General features: G+C 64.0%; 12 protein-coding genes and 3 tRNA genes. 12 read left to right on the top strand and 3 right to left on the bottom strand.

Features of this window, described 5'->3' with window-relative positions; all coding sequences use genetic code 11:
* Positions 1–67: 67 nt before the first annotated feature.
* Positions 68–2,425, bottom strand: coding sequence for an ATP-dependent helicase (locus GKC28_RS13425; protein WP_174147417.1), 2,358 nt, complete (start codon positions 2,423–2,425; stop codon positions 68–70).
* A 203-nt stretch (positions 2,426–2,628) separates the two neighbouring features.
* Here GKC28_RS13425 and GKC28_RS13430 point away from each other — a divergent pair, with 203 nt between their 5' ends.
* The 3 genes from GKC28_RS13430 to GKC28_RS13440 all read left to right on the top strand — a co-directional run bounded on the left by GKC28_RS13430 (position 2,629) and on the right by GKC28_RS13440 (position 9,362).
* A complete protein-coding gene (locus GKC28_RS13430; protein WP_174147418.1) occupies positions 2,629–4,419 on the top strand; it encodes a sensor domain-containing diguanylate cyclase in 1,791 nt (596 codons plus the stop codon).
* Positions 4,420–4,500: 81 nt separating this feature from the next.
* Positions 4,501–5,646 (top strand): alpha-hydroxy acid oxidase, encoded by a 1,146-nt coding sequence (locus GKC28_RS13435; RefSeq protein ID WP_174147419.1) that lies wholly within the window; start codon positions 4,501–4,503, stop codon positions 5,644–5,646.
* A gap of 323 nt (positions 5,647–5,969) precedes the next feature.
* Positions 5,970–9,362 (top strand): pyruvate carboxylase, encoded by a 3,393-nt coding sequence (locus GKC28_RS13440; protein ID WP_174147420.1) that lies wholly within the window; start codon positions 5,970–5,972, stop codon positions 9,360–9,362.
* 128 nt (positions 9,363–9,490) lie between these two features.
* Here GKC28_RS13440 and GKC28_RS13445 read toward each other — a convergent pair whose 3' ends face one another.
* Entirely contained in the window at positions 9,491–9,676 is a 186-nt protein-coding gene (locus tag GKC28_RS13445) for a hypothetical protein (RefSeq protein WP_174147421.1), read from the bottom strand.
* Between the two features lie 156 nt (positions 9,677–9,832).
* Here GKC28_RS13445 and GKC28_RS13450 point away from each other — a divergent pair.
* From GKC28_RS13450 to GKC28_RS13480, 7 genes are all read left to right on the top strand, one after another.
* A tRNA-Gly gene (locus tag GKC28_RS13450) sits at positions 9,833–9,907 on the top strand.
* 143 nt (positions 9,908–10,050) lie between these two features.
* A complete protein-coding gene (locus GKC28_RS13455) occupies positions 10,051–11,010 on the top strand; it encodes a DNA cytosine methyltransferase (protein WP_174147422.1) in 960 nt (319 codons plus the stop codon).
* A 144-nt stretch (positions 11,011–11,154) separates the two neighbouring features.
* A complete protein-coding gene (locus GKC28_RS13460; protein WP_174147423.1) occupies positions 11,155–12,057 on the top strand; it encodes a NaeI family type II restriction endonuclease in 903 nt (300 codons plus the stop codon).
* Positions 12,042–12,455, top strand: a complete 414-nt coding sequence (locus GKC28_RS13465) for a very short patch repair endonuclease (protein ID WP_174147424.1) — start codon at positions 12,042–12,044, stop codon at positions 12,453–12,455. Before GKC28_RS13460 ends, GKC28_RS13465 begins: the two co-directional genes overlap by 16 nt.
* Positions 12,456–12,545: 90 nt before the next feature.
* Positions 12,546–12,620, top strand: a tRNA-Gly gene (locus GKC28_RS13470).
* 144 nt (positions 12,621–12,764) lie between these two features.
* Positions 12,765–12,839, top strand: a tRNA-Gly gene (locus GKC28_RS13475).
* A 152-nt stretch (positions 12,840–12,991) separates the two neighbouring features.
* A complete protein-coding gene (locus GKC28_RS13480) occupies positions 12,992–14,344 on the top strand; it encodes an aminotransferase (RefSeq protein WP_174147425.1) in 1,353 nt (450 codons plus the stop codon).
* A 79-nt stretch (positions 14,345–14,423) separates the two neighbouring features.
* On the opposite strand, the gene GKC28_RS13485 is transcribed toward GKC28_RS13480, so the two are convergent.
* Entirely contained in the window at positions 14,424–14,663 is a 240-nt protein-coding gene (locus tag GKC28_RS13485; RefSeq protein WP_174147426.1) for an Lrp/AsnC family transcriptional regulator, read from the bottom strand.
* A 173-nt stretch (positions 14,664–14,836) separates the two neighbouring features.
* Between GKC28_RS13485 and hisB the strand changes: the two genes are divergently transcribed.
* Positions 14,837–15,424 carry an imidazoleglycerol-phosphate dehydratase HisB gene (gene hisB, locus GKC28_RS13490; RefSeq protein ID WP_174147427.1) on the top strand — a complete coding sequence of 196 codons (588 nt, stop codon included), beginning with the start codon at positions 14,837–14,839 and terminating at the stop codon, positions 15,422–15,424.
* Position 15,425: 1 nt separating this feature from the next.
* A complete protein-coding gene (gene hisH, locus GKC28_RS13495) occupies positions 15,426–16,064 on the top strand; it encodes an imidazole glycerol phosphate synthase subunit HisH (RefSeq protein WP_174147428.1) in 639 nt (212 codons plus the stop codon).
* The last annotated feature ends 4 nt before the right edge of the window (positions 16,065–16,068 follow it).

Here is a 16,068-nt window from a genome sequence, read left to right on the forward strand (position 1 = left end):
GCCTGCGCCCGGATCGGATCGCTGCGCGATCCGATCCGCCGGCCAAGCCGGTACAGAACAGGAAAGATCAGAACGGAACGTCGTCCGGGGCGGTGACGAACTTGGCCACCACCTTCTTGGGGCCCGCCTTCTCGAAATCAATTTCCAGCTTGTCGCCCTCGATACCGGTAATGGCGCCATAGCCGAACTTCTGGTGGAACACCCTTTCCCCCAGGGTGAAGCTGGAGGTGGCGGTGAGGTCGATCACCGTGTTCCTGCTCTCCTTCGGCTGCGACATGCCGTACTGGCCCGCACGGGCCTGCATCCGTTTCCAGCCGGGGGAGTTATAGCCGTCCGCCTGCGCCACCTTTTCTTCGATGGAGGACCTCACCTGCCCTGCCCCCGGCGCTGCCGCGCCGTAGCCGCCGCCGTAAAGACCCGGCGGGGTCAGCACCTCGACATGCTCCTCGGGCAGTTCGTCGATGAAGCGCGAGGGCAGCTGCGATTGCCATTGGCCGAAGACCCGGCGGTTGCCGGCAAAGGAAATGGTGCAGATCTGCTCCGCCCTTGTGATGCCGACATAGGCCAGGCGGCGTTCCTCCTCGAGCCCCTTGAGGCCACTTTCGTCCATCGAGCGCTGCGAGGGAAACAGACCGTCCTCCCAGCCCGGCAGGAAGACCGCGGGAAACTCCAGGCCCTTGGCGGCGTGCAGGGTCATGATCGAGACCTTCTCATCCGCGTCCTGCTTGTCGTTGTCCATCACCAGGCTGACGTGCTCGAGGAAGCCCTGGAGGTTCTCGAAGCTCTCCAGCGCCTTCACCAGTTCCTTGAGGTTTTCCAGTCGGCCGGGCGAATCCGGGTTCTTGTCGTTCTGCCACATGGCCGTATAGCCCGACTCGTCCAGGATGATCTCGGCCAGCTCCATATGGGTGATGTCCGCGTCGCCGGCCATGCGGCCCCAGCGGGCGATGCCCTCGACCAGCTGGCGCAGAGCGCCGCCGCCCTTACCCTTGATCTGGCCGGTTTCCACCGCGATGCGCGCGCCCTCCACCAAGGAGACGCCGTTTTCACGCGCCAGCCCCTGAATGGTCTGCTGCGCCTTGTCGCCAAGGCCACGCTTGGGCGTGTTGACGATGCGCTCGAACGCCAGATCGTCCTCGGGCGAGGTCACGACGCGGAAATAGGCCATGGCATCGCGAATCTCGAGCCGCTCATAGAAGCGCGGGCCGCCGATCACCCGGTACGGCAGGCCGATGGTGAGGAAGCGATCCTCGAACGCGCGCATCTGGTGAGAGGCGCGGACCAGGATCGCCATGCTGTTGAGACCGATGGGCGCCTGCCCGCGGGTGCCGCGCTGCATCGCCTCGATCTCCTCGCCGATCCAGCGGGCCTCTTCCTCGCCGTCCCAGTGGCCGATCAGCCGGACCTTCTCGCCGTCGCCGGCATCGGTCCACAGCTCCTTGCCCAAACGGCCGGCATTGCCGCGGATGATGTTGGAGGCGGCAGCCAGAATATGGCCGGTGGAGCGGTAGTTCTGCTCCAGCCGGACCACCATGGCGCCGGGGAAATCCTTCTCGAACCGCAGGATGTTGCCGACCTCGGCACCGCGCCAGCCGTAGATCGACTGGTCGTCGTCGCCGACGCAGCAGATATTCTTGTGCGCCCCCGCCAAGAGCCGCAGCCAGAGGTACTGGGCGACGTTGGTATCCTGGTATTCGTCCACCATGATGTAGCGGAACCAGCGCTGGTACTGCTCCAGCACGTCGGGGTGGTTCTGGAAGATCGTGACCATGTGCAGGAGCAGGTCGCCGAAATCGACCGCGTTCAGCTCTCGCAGGCGGGTCTGGTACTGAGCATAAAATTCGATGCCGCGGTTGTTGTAGGCGCTGGCGTCACCTGCAGGCACCTTGTCCGGTGTCAGGGCGCGGTTTTTCCAATCGTCAATGATGTTTGCCAGCATCCGCGCGGGCCAGCGTTTGTCGTCGATACCCGCGGCCTGGATCAGCTGCTTCAGCAGGCGGATCTGGTCATCGGTGTCGAGGATGGTGAAATTCGATTTCAGCCCGACCAGCTCTGCGTGGCGGCGCAGCTGCTTGACGCAGATGGAGTGGAAGGTGCCGAGCCAGGGCATCCCCTCGACCGCCTGGCCGAGCATGCCCGCCACCCGCTCCTTCATCTCGCGCGCGGCCTTGTTGGTGAAGGTCACTGACAGGATCTCGTTCGGGCGGGCCCTGCCGGTGCTGAGAAGATGCACGATGCGGGTGGTCAGCGCCTTGGTCTTGCCGGTGCCGGCGCCGGCCAGCATCAGCACCGGGCCGTCGAGGCATTCCACCGCCTCCCGCTGGGCCGGGTTCAGCGTGTCCAGATAGGGCATCGGCCGCGCAGCCATGGCGCGGGACGACAGCGATGCGCCCTCAAAGGCGTCCATTTCGTCAAAACTGCTCATGGCCGCGATCCTAGACTGATTCAGGCCCGGCGGAAAGAGGACGTTCACAGTCTGTTCACTTGGGCAGCAGTATATTCCGCCCCCGGAAACATATCCTACTGGTGGCATTTTTTACATTATTAGCAAGCAAAAGGTGATTTTTTCACATTCTGTAAAGGCAGCCAGGCAATTCTTGCTCAAATGCAGATTGACTGAGGACCGACATGACACACGGGCCTGCCCGGAAATTGGCTGCCAAGCTCAAATCCTTTTCGCTTCTTCCGCTGCTGCTGGCAGCGGCAGCCCTGGCGGCCCGGGCGGTCTACTCTGTCCCCGCGCCCATTGTTGACCGGATGCTGGAGGCGGATCTGCGCAAACAGGCCGACACCTGGCGGCGGTCGGTTCTGCTGCATCTGTCAAGCAGCAAGGACGCCTTTATCGTGGGCGATCTGAATGACCATGACGAAGAGTATCTGAGCCTGGTGCCGGAAACCTCGGACGTTTACCGGCTGAAGCTGTTTGCGGCGGACGGCACGATTTTCTGGTCAACGCGGCGCGAGAATATTGGCGAGAGGAACACCAAACCCTATTTCCAGTCCGTCGTTGCGCAGGGCCTGATCTACTACAAACACGAAGAAAGGCCTGCGACCGAGGTGGACGGGCTGGAGGCCGCGGTCAATGCGGATGGCTCGATTCCGTACCGCGAGGTGGCCGAAGTGTACTCCCCCGTCATGCATGACGGGATTTTCATCGGGGCAATCGAGTTCTACTCGGACATTACCGATGTGCGGAACACCTTCATCACCCGTGTCCGCATCTCGCTGGCACTGATTTCGCTGGTGACGGTTGCGGCGGTGACCATTGTCTCTGTTGTTGTCTACAGAACCAACCGCCGCAGCCTGCGCCAGATCGAGGAACGGTCCGCCAAGGACCAGGAAATTATGGCAAACCAGCTGCAGCTGGCGCGGGAGGTGAAACTGCTGGGGGAGCTGAACGAGTGGCTGCAGTCCTGCCGCTCGCTGGATGAGCTGTTCGGCATGGTGTCGGAGTTCATGGGCCATCTGCTTCCGGATTCGGAGGGCAGCATCTATGTGTTCTCCAATTCGCGCGACGTGCTGGATGGCTGTTCCAGCTGGAACGGCGGCAGCCACAAGGACCACATCCAGCCGGGCGAATGCTGGGGCCTGCGCCGCGGCCGGACTTATGAGTTCGGAGCCTCGGAGGTGGAGTTCACCTGCGAGCACGCCAAGCCGCATGACGGGCGGCCCTATTTCTGCTTTCCGATCCTTGCCCATGGCGAGACCGTTGGCCTGATGCATCTGCGGGCACGGCCCGGCCGCGCTGGTGATTTCTCCGGCTGCAAGCCGCTGGCGCAGATGTGCGCCGAGCAGATCAGCATGGCGATTGCCAACGTGCGGATGCGCGACCAGCTGCATGACCAGTCGGTGCGGGATCCGCTGACCGGGCTGTTCAACCGCCGCCACATGACCGAGACGCTGCGCAAGTTCGTCGGCGCCAGCCAGAACAGCGGCAAGCCGCTGAGCGTGGTGTCGATCGACGTGGACCATTTCAAGAAGTTCAACGACAACCACGGCCACGATGCCGGCGACATGGTGCTGCGCGCGGTCGGCGCGGCGATGGCGCAGGCCTGCGACGGCGACGAGGTGGCCTGCCGCCCCGGCGGCGAGGAATTCGCGCTGCTGCTGCCGGGCGTGTGCCCGGAAGATGCCGTCACCAAGGCCGAACTGCTGCGCCAGGCGATCGAGGATGTGGCGGTGCGCTATGGCGAAAAGGCGCTGCCGCGGATCTCGATCTCCCTGGGGGTGGCCCATTACCCGGCGCATGGCACCATGCCGCAGGATCTGCTGCGCGCCTCGGATGAGGCGCTCTATGAGGCGAAGGCCAAGGGGCGCAACCAGGTTTGCGTCGCCGATGGCACCAGCCCCCTGCCCCGGGACCCTGCCGCCCTGCCGGATCCCGGCAGGGTCCAGGCCAAGAAGAAAGGCGCGGCCTGAGCCGCGCAGGGCCGTTGGCGCCGCTGACCGGCAGCGGCGCTTTCCCTTGCACAAACCTCCAGTCCGCGTACCAATGCCCGCATGGATCTGCATCAGACATACCCGGGAATTGACGACCTGAAACAGCGCGCGCGCAGGCGCCTGCCCCGGTTTGTCTGGGAGTATCTGGACAGCGGCACCGGAACTGAGGCGGCCAAGGCGCGGAACCGTGCCGGGCTGGACCGGATCGGAATGCTGCCCTCGGTGCTGCACGGGCCGGTGGAGACGGATCTGTCCGTTGAACTGCTGGGCACGCGGCACGCCTGCCCGTTCGGGGTCGCTCCGGTCGGCATGTCCGGGCTGATCTGGCCGGATGCGGAGGGCATCCTGGCCCGCAGCGCAAGAGCGGCCGGCATTCCCTACTGCCTGTCCACGGTGGCCAGCCAGTCGCCAGAGGATCTGGCGCCGCATTTGGGGTCAGACGCCTGGTTTCAATTGTATCCGCCCAAGGATGAAAGCATCCGCGCCGATCTGCTGGCGCGGGCGCGGGACGCTGGGTTCCGCACCCTGGTTCTGACAGTGGATGTGCCGGTTGCTTCGCGCCGGGAACGGCAGACGCGCTCCGGCCTGACGCAGCCGCCGCGGCTGACCCTCCGCCTGCTGGCGCAGATCGCCATGCGGCCCGCCTGGGCGCTGGCAATGGCACGGGCGGGAATGCCGCATATGCGGACGCTGGACAAATACATCAGCGGCGAACAGGCCAACCTGCCGCCGACGGCCCATATCGGTTACCTGCTGCGCACCTCCCCCGACTGGGAATATGTGCATTGGCTGCGGCGCCACTGGGACGGGCCGCTGATCCTCAAAGGCGTGCAGCGGGCGGCGGATGCGCAGCGGCTGCAGGAGGCGGGCGCGGATGCGATCTGGCTGTCCAACCACGGCGGCCGCCAGTTCGACGGCTGCCCGCCCGCCATCAGCCTGCTGCCTGAGGTGCGTGACGCAGTCAGCGTGCCGGTGATCTTTGACAGCGGTATCGGGGGCGGGCTGGACATCCTGCGGGCGCTGGCACTGGGGGCGGATTTCGTCATGCTTGGACGCGCCTTCCACTATGCGCTGGCCGCCCTGGGGGAGGCCGGGCCAGCACATCTGATCAGCATCCTGGCCAAGGACATGGAGGCCAACATGGGCCAGCTGGGCCTGTCCGGCCTGGCAGAGGCCCGCAACCTGCAGCTGCGCCAACTGGACTGAACGCGCGCGCAGCCGGCGCATTTTGCGCAAAACCCGGAAAATTGCGCCAAAATGACGCATCCGCAGCGTCACTTTTCCGCTGCACCGCAGCAAAAATAGTTACAAAAACATGCCGCAGATGCAAAATTTCAGCGGATTCTGCAATTGTTAGCGGAACCCGGAACTGCGCAGTACGGATGCATGATCGGGCAGAAGGCGGATCAGGAATGGAAAAACAGGCCGCTTGAGAGCGCAATCATGCCGGAAATACCCAGAACTACTGTTGTGCGGTCCGATAATATCCGCCTAACACTGCACCAACTTGCACGGACCCCGAGGGTGACATGACCGACTTCAAAAAAATCCTGATTGCCAACCGTGGCGAGATCGCGATCCGCGTGATGCGCGCCGCCAACGAAATGGGCAAACGCACCGTCGCCGTCTATGCCGAGGAGGACAAGCTCGGCCTGCACCGGTTCAAGGCGGACGAAGCCTACCGGATCGGCGAGGGCATGGGCCCGGTGGCGGCCTATCTGTCGATCGACGAGATCATCCGCGTCGCCAAGGAAAGCGGCGCCGATGCGATCCACCCCGGTTACGGCCTGCTGTCGGAAAACCCGGATTTCGTCGATGCCTGCGCCCGCAACGGCATCACCTTTATCGGCCCCAAGGCCGAAACCATGCGCGCCCTTGGCGACAAGGCCTCGGCCCGCAAGGTGGCGATCGCAGCCGGCGTCCCGGTCATTCCGGCGACCGAAGTGCTGGGCGAAGCCGCATTCGGCAACGGCGAGGGCTACCTGGAGAAGATGATCACCCGCGCCCGCCACGTCGAGGTGCAGATCCTCGGCGACAAGCACGGTGAGATCTACCACCTGTTCGAGCGCGACTGCTCGGTGCAGCGCCGCAACCAGAAAGTGGTCGAGCGCGCCCCGGCCCCCTATCTGTCCGAAGAACAGCGCGCGGAACTGTGCGACCTGGGCCGCAAGATCTGCCAGCACGTGAACTATGAATGCGCGGGCACCGTCGAATTCCTTATGGATATGAACGACGGCAAGTTCTACTTCATCGAAGTGAACCCGCGGGTGCAGGTAGAGCATACCGTGACCGAAGAGGTCACCGGCATCGACATCGTGCAGGCGCAGATTCTGATCGCCGAGGGCAAGACCATTGCCGAGGCCACCGGCAAGGCCAGCCAGAACGACATCCGCCTGAACGGCCACGCGCTGCAGACCCGCGTGACCACCGAAGACCCGCTGAACAACTTCATCCCGGACTACGGCCGCATCACCGCCTACCGTTCCGCCACCGGCATGGGCATCCGCCTGGACGGCGGCACCGCATATGCGGGCGGCGTGATCACCCGTTATTATGACTCGCTGCTGACCAAGGTGACCGCCTGGGCGCCGACCCCGGAAAAGGCGATTGCCCGCATGGACCGCGCGCTGCGCGAATTCCGGGTCCGCGGTGTTTCCACCAACATCGCCTTTGTCGAGAACCTGCTGAAGCACCCGACCTTCCTGTCGAACGAATACACCACCAAGTTCATCGACGAGACCCCGGACCTGTTCCAGTTCAAGAAGCGCCGCGACCGCGGCACCAAGGTGCTGACCTATATCGCGGACATCACCGTCAACGGCCACCCGGAGACCGAAGGCCGCGCGGCCCCCGCCGCCGACCTGAAAGAGCCGCGCGCGCCGAAGGCGGACGTGGGCAACCTGCCCTATGGCACCCGCAACCTGCTGGAGCAGAAGGGCGCCCAGGCGGTGGCCGACTGGATGAAGGCGCAGCGGCAGCTCTTGCTGACCGACACCACCATGCGCGACGGCCACCAGTCGCTGCTGGCAACCCGGATGCGTTCGATCGACATGATCAAGGTGGCGCCGGCATACGCCCAGAACCTCAGCCAGCTGTTCTCGGTCGAGTGCTGGGGCGGTGCGACCTTTGACGTGGCCTACCGCTTTTTGCAGGAATGCCCCTGGCAGCGCCTGCGCGACCTGCGCGAGCGGATGCCGAACCTGATGACCCAGATGCTGCTGCGCGCTTCCAACGGCGTTGGCTACACCAACTATCCGGACAACGTGGTGCAGGAATTCGTGCGCCAGGCGGCGAAAACCGGCGTTGACGTGTTCCGCGTTTTCGACTCCCTGAACTGGGTCGAGAACATGCGCGTCGCCATGGACGCGGTGGTCGAGAGCGGCAAGGTCTGCGAAGGCACCATCTGCTACACCGGCGACATCCTGGACCCGAACCGCGCCAAGTACGACCTGAAGTACTACGTCGGCATGGCCAAGGAGATGGAGGCCGCCGGCGCCCACATCCTTGGCCTGAAGGACATGGCAGGCCTGTTGAAGCCCGCCGCCGCCCGCCAGCTGGTCAAGGCGCTGAAGGAAGAGGTCGGCCTGCCGGTCCATTTCCACACCCATGACACCTCCGGCGTGGCCGGGGCCACCATCCTGGCGGCGGCGGATGCCGGCGTGGATGCGGTGGACGCGGCAATGGACGCGTTCTCCGGCGGCACCTCGCAGCCCTGCCTGGGCTCCATCGTGGAGGCGCTGCGCAATACCGACCGCGACACCGGCATCGACATCGCCAAGGTGCGCGAGATCTCCRGYTACTGGGAGCAGGTACGGGCGCAGTATGCGGCCTTCGAAAGCGGCCTGCAGGCCCCGGCCTCGGAGGTCTACCTGCACGAGATGCCGGGCGGCCAGTTCACCAACCTGAAGGCGCAGGCGCGCTCCTTGGGTCTGGAAGAGAAATGGGCCGATGTGGCGCAGACCTATGCTGACGTGAACCAGATGTTCGGCGACATCGTCAAGGTGACCCCGTCCTCCAAGGTGGTTGGCGACATGGCGCTGATGATGGTCTCCCAAGGCCTGACCCGTGCGCAGGTCGAGGATCCCAAGACCGACGTCGCCTTCCCCGACTCGGTGGTCGACATGATGCGCGGCAACCTGGGCCAGCCCCCGGGCGGCTTCCCGGAARGCATCGTGTCCAAGGTGCTGAAGGGCGAAGCGCCGAACACCGAACGCCCCGGCGCGCACCTGGAGCCGGTCGACCTGGAAGCGGTCCGCGCGGATCTGTCCAAGCAGCTGGAAGGCTTCACCGTCGATGACGAGGACCTGAACGGCTACTTGATGTACCCCAAGGTGTTCCTGGACTACATGGGCCGCCACCGCCAGTACGGCCCGGTGCGCACCCTGCCGACCAAAACCTTCTTTTATGGCATGGAGCNGATGTACCCCAAGGTGTTCCTGGACTACATGGGCCGCCACCGCCAGTACGGCCCGGTGCGCACCCTGCCGACCAAAACCTTCTTTTATGGCATGGAGCCGGGCGAGGAGATCACCGCCGAGATCGATCCGGGCAAGACCCTGGAAATCCGCCTGCAGGCGATTTCCGAGACCGACGAGAAGGGCGAGGTGAAGGTGTTCTTCGAACTGAACGGCCAGCCCCGCGTGATCCGGGTGCCGAACCGCCTGGTCAAGGCCTCAACCCAGGCCAACCCCAAGGCGGAAGCCGGCAACCCGAACCACGTTGGTGCGCCGATGCCGGGTGTTGTGGCGTCTGTCGCGGTGCAGGTGGGCCAGCAGGTGCACGAGGGCGACATGCTGCTGACCATCGAAGCAATGAAGATGGAAACCGGCATCCACGCCGAACGCGACGCGGTGGTGAAAGCCGTGCATGTTCAGGCCGGCGGCCAGATCGACGCCAAGGACCTGCTGGTCGAGCTGGAATAAGCCGCACGGTCCATTCGAGTAAAACCAGGGCGCCCTGCCGGCCGGCAGGGCGCCTTTTTCATTGGCTCTTGCGGACCGGCTGACGCGGTCTTCAGCTCGCGTCCCGGTCCGGGACAGGCCTTGCCCGATCAGGCGTTGAATTCCACCGGAGCCGGCAGTTCAACCGTGTCTACCCGCACCGGGGCGATGCCTTCGATCTGCTGTTTCCAGCCGTCACCCTGCGCTGTGCCCGGCTGTTGCGCGCCCGGCAGGACGCAGGCCAAGGCGATCGCCGCCGCGAGGCCGCCGATCCGCACATAATCTTTCCACAGCATGGCTCCAAACTCCCTCTGAAATCCGGCGGTGTGCCAGTGACACGCAGCCCTGAGTCTGTTCCGTCGGAGCGCAGGCACTTTTTTTCGGCTGCAGGCTGATTTTTTGCTTGCAGCCCAGCGCCGGAATACCTATTTCACCGCTCACCGGATGGCAGCGCGGGCGTAGCTCAGGGGTAGAGCATTACCTTGCCAAGGTAAGGGTCGTGAGTTCGAATCTCATCGCCCGCTCCATCGGGAAACGGACAGGCCGCCCTTAGGGCGGCCTTTCGCTTTTAGGCATTTCCGCATAGTCTGGCCGGGTGCAGAAAACCTTGTGCGGAATCGCTTTACCGCCTAGGAACAGAGCAAGAACAGAAACGGGCGGACAGAGCAGAATGCTGACATCGGTAGAACTATGCGCAGGTGCGGGCGGCCAGGCCCTCGGTCTCGAGGCGGCGGGCTTTGACCACACGGCGCTGGTTGAGATCGACAAGCACTGCTGCGCCACCCTGCGCCACAACCGCCCCACCTGGAACGTGCTGGAAGAAGACGTGCGCAAGTTCAAGGAGGTTGCGGGCGATTACAAGGGCATCGACCTGCTGGCCGGCGGCCTGCCCTGCCCTCCGTTCTCTGTCGCGGGCAAGCAGCTGGGCGAGAAGGACGAGCGCAACCTGTTCGACGATGCGATCGAGATCGTCGATGCCACCCGCCCCCGCGCGGTGATGATCGAGAACGTGCGCGGCTTTCTGGATGCGGTGTTCCATGACTACCGCGAGAAGCTCAAGAAGCAGCTCTCGAAGCTGGGGTATGAGACCGACTGGCGGTTGCTGAATGCGTCGGATTTCGGGGTACCGCAGCTGCGGCCGCGGGTTGCAATCGTTGCCCTGCGCAAGGAATTCGCAGGCCAGTTCAACTGGCCTGAGCCGCTGCCGCACAACCCGCCGACCGTGGGTGCGACCCTAGTGGACCTGATGAAGGAGCGCGGCTGGCGCGGCGCCGATGACTGGGCGGCCAAGGCAGACGAGATTGCGCCGACCATCGTTGGCGGCTCCAAGAAACACGGCGGCCCGGACCTGGGCCCGACCCGCGCGCGGCGCGCCTGGGCGGCCTTGGGGGTTGAGGGGCGCACCATCGCCAATGAGGCGCCGGATCCCTTCCACAACGACATGCCGCGCCTCACTGTGCGGATGGTCGCGCGCATTCAGGGTTTCCCGGACGCCTGGCATTTCACCGGCGCCAAGACCAATGCCTACCGTCAGGTCGGCAATGCCTTCCCGCCGCCGGTAGCCGAGGCCGTGGCGCGTGAGTTGAAGGCGGCGATTGCGAAGCCGAAACTGCATGCTGTGCGGGCTTAAAGCCTACTCCCTTTCAAAACGCCCTCCCTTGACACACGGAGGGCAGCGCGCAACCGCGGGTGGAAGCGTAGCGCCCGCCCGTGGGGACGGTTGGGCGCTGCCCGGCCTGTCGGCCGGGCGGGATTTCTCGAAATTTCTCTCACTATGAAACAAAAACTCCCCGACAGTCTTGTCCTGCCTGGCCATCCGGATTTCGGCGTCCTCTTTCCGCTGGCGGAGGAGATCACCACCCGTGCCGGCGGCGCGCTGGCGCTGGAATACGATGTGCCGCAGATGCTTCGCCAATGCATCGACGATGTGATCATGACGCCCAAGACCGGGCGGCGCGCCTATGAAGAGCTGGAGAAGACCGAGAAGACCTATATCGGCACAAGGGTCGAGATCGAGCTGCGGGCGCTGCTGAAACTGCGCAAGGGGCGACTGGATACCGAGATCCTGGGCCAGGATGTCGACATCAAGCACACCATGGGCGGCAACTGGATGATTCCAACCGAGGCGATTGACTGCGCCTGCCTGCTGGTCGCCGCCGATGAGGTCCGGGCGCGCTGCTACCTCGGCCTGATCATCGCCCGGTCCGAGTACCTGACGCACGGCCAGAACAAGGATGCCAAGCGCAGTATCTCCGCCGAGGGGTTCGGCCATATCCTATGGCTCTTGAAGGATCAGCCCTATCCCGCCAACTTCTGGCGCACCGCCGATGAAGCGGCGGTGGAGCGGATTTTCGCAGGCGAGACCGGCAATGAGCGGATGGCGCAATTGTTCCGGCTGATCCAGGGACGGCCTATTCCGCGCGACGTGGTCGAAGCCGTGGCGCAGCAGAAGGATTTCATGCGCCGCATCCGCGCCGATGGCGGCCATGGGACCCGTGACATGCTGGCCCGCGAGCGGATAGTGCTGCTGGAAGGCCAGAAGGACGCCCAGCTGATCAAGGCGCTGGGGCTGCCGCCCTGCCCGGCCAGCGCCTTCATTTCCTGCCGGATTGAAACCAGCTACCATGCCCGCATGGTGGAACAATCCAGGCACAAGGTGGAATGGCCGACAAGCTGACACCAGAACGGCGCAGCGCCAATATGGCGAAGATCCGCGCCAAGCACACCAAGCCGGAAATGCTGGTGCGGCGGATGGTGCATGGCATGGGCTTCCGCTACCGGCTGCACCGCAAGGACCTGCCCGGCAAACCCGACCTCGTCTTTGGGCCGCGGCGCAAGGTGATCTTCGTGCATGGCTGTTTCTGGCATCTGCATGACTGCCGCGCCGGGCGCATCCCGTCCTCGCGCCGCAATTACTGGGAGCCGAAACTGCTGCGCAATGTTGAGCGCGACGCCGAACACCTGGCCGCGCTGCGGGGCGCGGGCTGGCAGGTTCTGACCATCTGGGAATGTGAGACCAAGGATCTTGCCGCGTTGGAAAACCGCCTCGCGGAGTTCCTCAAGGCGGCAGAATAATGCTTATCCACAGTTACTTGCGAGGTTCTGAAATTTTCCTCTTGCGGCCCGTTTGGGAAAACCCTAAACACCGCCTCACCGAATGGCAGCGCGGGCGTAGCTCAGGGGTAGAGCATTACCTTGCCAAGGTAAGGGTCGTGAGTTCGAATCTCATCGCCCGCTCCATTCGAAAGCCGAAAAGGCCGTCCTCCGGGGCGGCCTTTCGCTTTTCCAGACCGCTGCGCCGGCCGGACTTTCTTCACCTTCCTGTCATTTTCCGCTTGCAGCCTCCTGCCGGATTTCCTATTCACCGCGTCACCGGATGGCAGCGCGGGCGTAGCTCAGGGGTAGAGCATTACCTTGCCAAGGTAAGGGTCGTGAGTTCGAATCTCATCGCCCGCTCCATCGGGAAACGAAAAGGCCGCCCTCCGGGGCGGCCTTTCGCTTTTTAAAACGCCCTCGTAAAATTTGATCAAATTCCTTTGACGCGGGCTGAAAAACAGGCCAATGCTACTGCCAAACAATGCTCACGGGCAGATCATCGCAGGAGTTTGGCCATGGCCCCAGTCATCTATCCCACCACCAATTTCACCGCGACAGAGCAGCTGTGCCTGGACCGCGGCGAAGGCATCTATGTTTATGACACGGACGGCAACAAATACATCGAAGGGCTGGCAGGCCTGTGGTGCACCTCGCTGGGCTACAGCAACACCGAGGTGATGGATGCAATCACCGAGCAGCTGCACAAGCTGCCGTTCACCCACACCTTTGGCGGCAAGACCCACAAGCCGATCATGGAACTGGCCGAGAAGCTGAAAGCGATGGTGCCGGTGGAGGATGCCTATATCTTCTTTGGCAACTCCGGCTCGGATGCCAACGACACCCACTACAAGATGCTGCGCTATTACTTCAACGCCATCGGCAAGCCGGAGAAGCGCAAGATCATCACCCGCGAGCGCGGCTATCACGGGGTGACGGTTGCGGCGGGCTCGCTGACCTCGCTGCCCGCGAATCTGGCGCATTTCGATGCACCGCTGGAGGCGCTGCACATCCTGCGCTCGGACGCGCCGCATTACTATACGGGCCGCCAGGGCAACGAGACCGAAGAACAGTTCGTCGACCGCATCATCAACAACCTGGAACAGCAGATTCTGGCGGAAGACCCCGACACCATCGCCGCGATGATCGTCGAGCCGATCACCGGCGCGTCGGGCGTGATCGTGCCGCCGGAGGGGTATTACGAGAAACTGCAGGCGCTGTTGCGCAAGCACGGCATCCTGATCTGGGCGGATGAGGTGATCTGCGGCTTCGGGCGCACCGGCGCGGATTTCGGCTGCACCACCATGGGCATCAAGCCGGACCTGATGACCTTCGCCAAGCAGCTGTCCTCGGCCTATTTCCCTATCTCGGCCTCGGTCATTCCCGGCTGGATGTACGAGGCGATGATCGACCAGACCAACGAGGTCGGCGTATTTGGCCACGGCTACACCTATTCCGGCCACCCGGCGGCCTGCGCCGCGGCGCTGAAGACGCTGGAAATCTACGAGCGCGACAACCTGTTCGAGCACGCCGCTGAGGTGGGCGCCTACATGCAGGCGCAGCTGCGCGAGATCTTCACCGACCACCCGCTGGTGGGCGAAGTGCGCGGCAAGGGACTGATCGCGGCGCTGGAGCTGGTGTCGAACAAGACCACCGGCGCGAGCTTCGAGAAGGGCGCGGCGGGCGCGGCCGCACAGAAGGCCTGCGAGGCCAACGGGCTGATCCTGCGCGCGGTGGCGGGCAATGCGCTGGCCCTGTGCCCGCCGATCATCATCACCAAGGATGAGGTCGACGAGATGCTGAAGCGGATGAAGGCCGGCGTCGACACAGCCTATCAGGAGCTGAAAGACCGCGGACTGATCGCCGCCTGATCCGGCCTCAGCCCCGTGAAACGAAAAACGCCCCGCAGTGCGGGGCGTTTTGCTGTCGGCTGCGACGCCGGAGCGTGGCCTAGAAGACCTTGTAGGTCATGGTGGTCAGCGAGCGTTCGATCCCTTCGATCTGAAGCAGCTTGTCGTTGATGTATTTTCCGACGTCCTCGCCGCTGGGGATGTAGAGCTTCATCAGCAGGTCGAAATTGCCGCTGGTGGAATAGAGTTCGGAGTGGATTTCGCGCAGGGCGATCTCCTCGGCCACCTTGTAGGTGGTGCCGGGTTTGCAGCGGATCTGGACAAAGACGCAGGTGGACATGGTCGGCTCTCATGGCTGATCAGGAAATTACGCCCAAGCTCGCACGGGGCGCCGGCGGGCGCAAGGGACCGGAATTGCGCAACAGGTTGCACCCCATGCATAATGCCGCACTTGAGCCATGCCCCCTGCCCGCCCTATAAGCGCCCGTGCAGCATGACGAAGGACAGCCGCTGATGCGTACCGCCAAAGTGACCCGCAAAACCGCGGAAACCGAGATTTCCGTGGAGATCAACCTGGATGGCTCCGGGGCTTACGACAACCAGACCGGGGTTGGCTTCTTCGACCACATGCTGGACCAGCTGGCGCGCCATTCGCTGATCGACATGACGATCCGCGCCAAGGGCGACTATCACATCGACGACCACCACACGGTTGAGGACACCGGCATCGCGCTGGGTCAGGCGCTGGTGCAGGCGCTGGGGGACAAGAAGGGCATCCGCCGTTACGGCGAGTGCCACCTGCCGATGGATGACGCCCAGGTGCGCTGCGCGCTGGATCTGTCGGCGCGCCCCTTCCTGATCTGGAACCTGGAGCTGCCGACCCAGAAGATCGGCGCCTTTGACACCGAGCTGGTGCGCGAGTTCTTCCAGGCGCTCAGCACCCATGGCGGCATCACCCTGCATATCGACCAGCTGCACGGGTTCAACAGCCACCACATCGCCGAGGCGGCCTTCAAGGCGCTCGCCCGCGCGCTGCGGCTGGCGGTGGAGACCGACCCGCGCAAGGCGGATGCGATTCCCTCCACCAAGGGCGCACTCTGACATGCTGACCGCGATCATTGACTACGAATCCGGCAACCTGCACTCCGCCGAGAAAGCCTTTCAGCGCATGGCGCGGGAAATGGACGCGGGCGAGGTTGTAGTGACTTCGGATGCCGAGGTTGTGGCGCGTGCCGACCGGCTGGTCCTGCCTGGCGACGGCGCCTTCCCCGCCTGCGCGGCAGAGCTGCGCGGCCATAAAGGCATCTATGACGCCATGGTCGAGGCGGTGGAGCAGAAGGGCCGGCCGTTCCTGGGCATCTGCGTCGGCATGCAGCTGATGGCGGCCACCGGGCATGAGTATGAAGAAACCCCCGGCCTCGGCTGGGTCGGCGGCGACGTGGTGAAGATCGCGCCGGCGGATCCGGAGCTGAAGGTGCCGCACATGGGCTGGAACGATCTGGTGATCGACCACGCGCACCCGGTGTTTGACGGCATCCAGAGCGGCGATCACGTGTATTTTGTGCACTCCTACCATTTCCGTGTGGCCAATCCGGCGGAACGTCTGGCGCATGTGGATTATGCCGGCGACGTGACCGCCGTCATTGGCCGCGACACGATGGTGGGCATGCAGTTCCACCCGGAGAAAAGCCAGGCCACCGGGCTGCGGATGATCGGCAACTTCCTGACCTGGAAACCGTAAGGGG

Origin of the sequence: Leisingera sp. ANG59, assembly GCF_013317235.1 — a bacterium.
Lineage (GTDB): Bacteria > Pseudomonadota > Alphaproteobacteria > Rhodobacterales > Rhodobacteraceae > Leisingera.

Coding starts and splice junctions, on each gene's coding strand:
- GKC28_RS13480 (WP_174147425.1), top strand. CDS start 12,992: ATGGCCCCAGTCATCTATCCCACCACCAATTTCACCGCGACAGAGCAG.
- GKC28_RS13460 (WP_174147423.1), top strand. CDS start 11,155: ATGAAACAAAAACTCCCCGACAGTCTTGTCCTGCCTGGCCATCCGGAT.
- GKC28_RS13430 (WP_174147418.1), top strand. CDS start 2,629: ATGACACACGGGCCTGCCCGGAAATTGGCTGCCAAGCTCAAATCCTTT.
- GKC28_RS13445 (WP_174147421.1), bottom strand. CDS start 9,676: ATGCTGTGGAAAGATTATGTGCGGATCGGCGGCCTCGCGGCGGCGATC.
- hisH (WP_174147428.1), top strand. CDS start 15,426: ATGCTGACCGCGATCATTGACTACGAATCCGGCAACCTGCACTCCGCC.
- GKC28_RS13485 (WP_174147426.1), bottom strand. CDS start 14,663: ATGTCCACCTGCGTCTTTGTCCAGATCCGCTGCAAACCCGGCACCACC.
- GKC28_RS13455 (WP_174147422.1), top strand. CDS start 10,051: ATGCTGACATCGGTAGAACTATGCGCAGGTGCGGGCGGCCAGGCCCTC.
- GKC28_RS13435 (WP_174147419.1), top strand. CDS start 4,501: ATGGATCTGCATCAGACATACCCGGGAATTGACGACCTGAAACAGCGC.
- GKC28_RS13425 (WP_174147417.1), bottom strand. CDS start 2,425: ATGAGCAGTTTTGACGAAATGGACGCCTTTGAGGGCGCATCGCTGTCG.
- GKC28_RS13465 (WP_174147424.1), top strand. CDS start 12,042: ATGGCCGACAAGCTGACACCAGAACGGCGCAGCGCCAATATGGCGAAG.
- hisB (WP_174147427.1), top strand. CDS start 14,837: ATGCGTACCGCCAAAGTGACCCGCAAAACCGCGGAAACCGAGATTTCC.